Here is a 2,233-nt window from a genome sequence, read left to right on the forward strand (position 1 = left end):
TCTCTCTTCGTAGAGTTTTTATTATATTTTATATATTTAGTAATTTCCATTATAATATAAATATAGATGACTGAGAAAAATTTTCTGTTATAGTTATGAATATAATAGATAGAATAACTTGTTGAAGAAAATTTTAGGGGGATTAATTATGAATAAGAAAAGAATCTTAAATTGGATGTCGAAATTAATGTATGTTATTTATTTAGGTTCAATAGCTTATTTTATTTTTGTAAGTAAGTTAGAAAATGTATTATTTGCCTTGGCAAGCTTGCTAGGAACAATTATATTAGTGTATTTAAACAAAAGATTTGATAAACTCTTTGATACCACATTAATTATAACTTTAATTATATTTATCTTGTTTTCAGGTCTTTTGGGTTCATCTTTTGGATTTTATCATACTATAAAAAACTATGATGATTTCTTGCATATATGGTCAGGGATTATTTCTTGTAGTGTGGCATATGTTTTATTTAATTATTTTGGAAATATGGATGTAAAGAACACTAAGAGAAAAATATTCTTTATCATATTTATGTTTATGTTCAGTATGGGTGGAGCAAGTCTTTGGGAGCTTATGGAGTTTTTTATAGATAAGTTTTTAGGGATGAACTGTCAAGCGGGAGGATTAGTTGATACTATGATGGACACTTTTGATTGTTTAATTGGAAGTGTTATAATGATACCTTACTATGTTAAACAATTGCCTAAATTACATGCAAAGAATGCTTAAAATAAAGAAAATTTGAAAAAATTATTACTTGTAGTATTATAAATAAACAATAGTGAAATGGGGGAAATTCAATGAATTATGAGATAGTAGGAAAGGTAGTGCCAAGCGTGGAGGTTAGCCTGTCTAGAGGAGAGGCCATGTTTACTCAAAGTGGAGGAATGTTTTGGCAAACTGAAGGAATAAGAATGGACACAAATACAAAAGGTGGACTACTAAAAGGTATAGGAAGAATGTTTGCTGGAGAATCCATGTTTATGGCTACTTACACGGCAACACAAGAAGCTAAAATAGCTTTTGCTTCAACTGTGCCAGGGAGTATAATACCTATAAATGTTAGTGAAGGTAGATTTACTATACAAAAAGGAGCTTTTTTAGCTGCTGAGTCTTCAGTGGAATTAAAAACTACTTTTAATAAAAAGTTAGGAACTGGGGTCTTTGGTGGAGAAGGGTTTATATTACAAGAGCTAAGAGGTAGAGGAACTGCATTTTTAGAAATAGATGGTGATGCTATAGAAAAGAATTTAACTCCAGGAGAAATAATAAAAATAGACACAGGAAATCTTGTTGGATTTGAAGATAGTGTAAGATATGAAGTAGAGTTTGTAAAAGGCCTTGGTAATGTTATATTTGGTGGTGAAGGGTTATTTTTAACTAAGCTTACAGGACCAGGTAAGGTAGTTCTTCAAACTATGAACATGAATGAATTTGCTCTAAGAGTAGGATCATTTATACCGAAAAGTGGAAGTTAATAAAATAATAGATTAGGTAATAATTATATACTTGTGCAAGGGTATATCAAAAATATACGGAACCCCAATTGTTGGAGCAAAATTCTAACAATTAGGGTGTTTTTTATGATAAATATGATTAGTACTTTAAATTAAGGGTGAAAAGCAATAATATTATTTATAATAGCTACGATTTCCTCTGGAGATTCATTTAAATCATTTTCTAACCATGTTTGAACTACGGAAAAAACTCCTCCTACATTGTATTTTATAAAATAATCTAAAAATACATCGGCAACTTTTGAAGAGCTAATAAGCTTATCAATATCAGCTTTATTTGCTAAAATAATAATGCGATCCATTATATTACTTTCCATATGGTGACAAAATAATATTTTGCATAACTCCTTGTTATCCTTTATAAGTTCAAGAGCCTTAAGGAGTAAAACATCTTTATAATCTTCAACTGGAGTTTCTTCTATGTATTCTAAAATTTGATTAAATAATTCATCTTCCATTGATTGAAGTAAATCATAAGCATCCTTATAATGAGTGTAAAAAGTTCCTCTATTAATATTTGCACTTTTGCATATATCCGTAACGGTAATCTGATGAATTTTTTTATTTTCAAGCAACTCTATTAAACTTTCTTTAATTATTTTTTTAGTATATAAAATTCTTCTATTTCCTTTAACTCCTGCCATATATTCCATCCTTTTTTATTTATAAAAATAAAAATAATAACACACAGGGAGAAAAAAAAAATGACTAA

The 2,233-nt window shown here is 28.6% G+C and carries 3 protein-coding genes; 2 read left to right on the top strand and 1 reads right to left on the bottom strand.

The window, feature by feature from the left end; translation table 11 throughout:
* The first annotated feature begins 148 nt into the window (after positions 1-148).
* Together NSA58_RS19225 and NSA58_RS19230 are read left to right on the top strand one after the other, a co-directional pair.
* Positions 149-733, top strand: a complete 585-nt coding sequence (locus tag NSA58_RS19225; protein WP_039680710.1) for a hypothetical protein — start codon at positions 149-151, stop codon at positions 731-733.
* Between the two features lie 71 nt (positions 734-804).
* Positions 805-1,482 (top strand): TIGR00266 family protein, encoded by a 678-nt coding sequence (locus tag NSA58_RS19230; RefSeq protein WP_074429942.1) that lies wholly within the window; start codon positions 805-807, stop codon positions 1,480-1,482.
* 131 nt (positions 1,483-1,613) lie between these two features.
* Here NSA58_RS19230 and NSA58_RS19235 read toward each other — a convergent pair whose 3' ends face one another.
* Positions 1,614-2,165, bottom strand: coding sequence for a TetR/AcrR family transcriptional regulator (locus NSA58_RS19235; RefSeq protein WP_257560869.1), 552 nt, complete (start codon positions 2,163-2,165; stop codon positions 1,614-1,616).
* Positions 2,166-2,233: the final 68 nt, after the last annotated feature.

The sequence above is a fragment of the Terrisporobacter muris genome, assembly GCF_024621905.1.
Classification (GTDB): domain Bacteria; phylum Bacillota; class Clostridia; order Peptostreptococcales; family Peptostreptococcaceae; genus Terrisporobacter; species Terrisporobacter muris.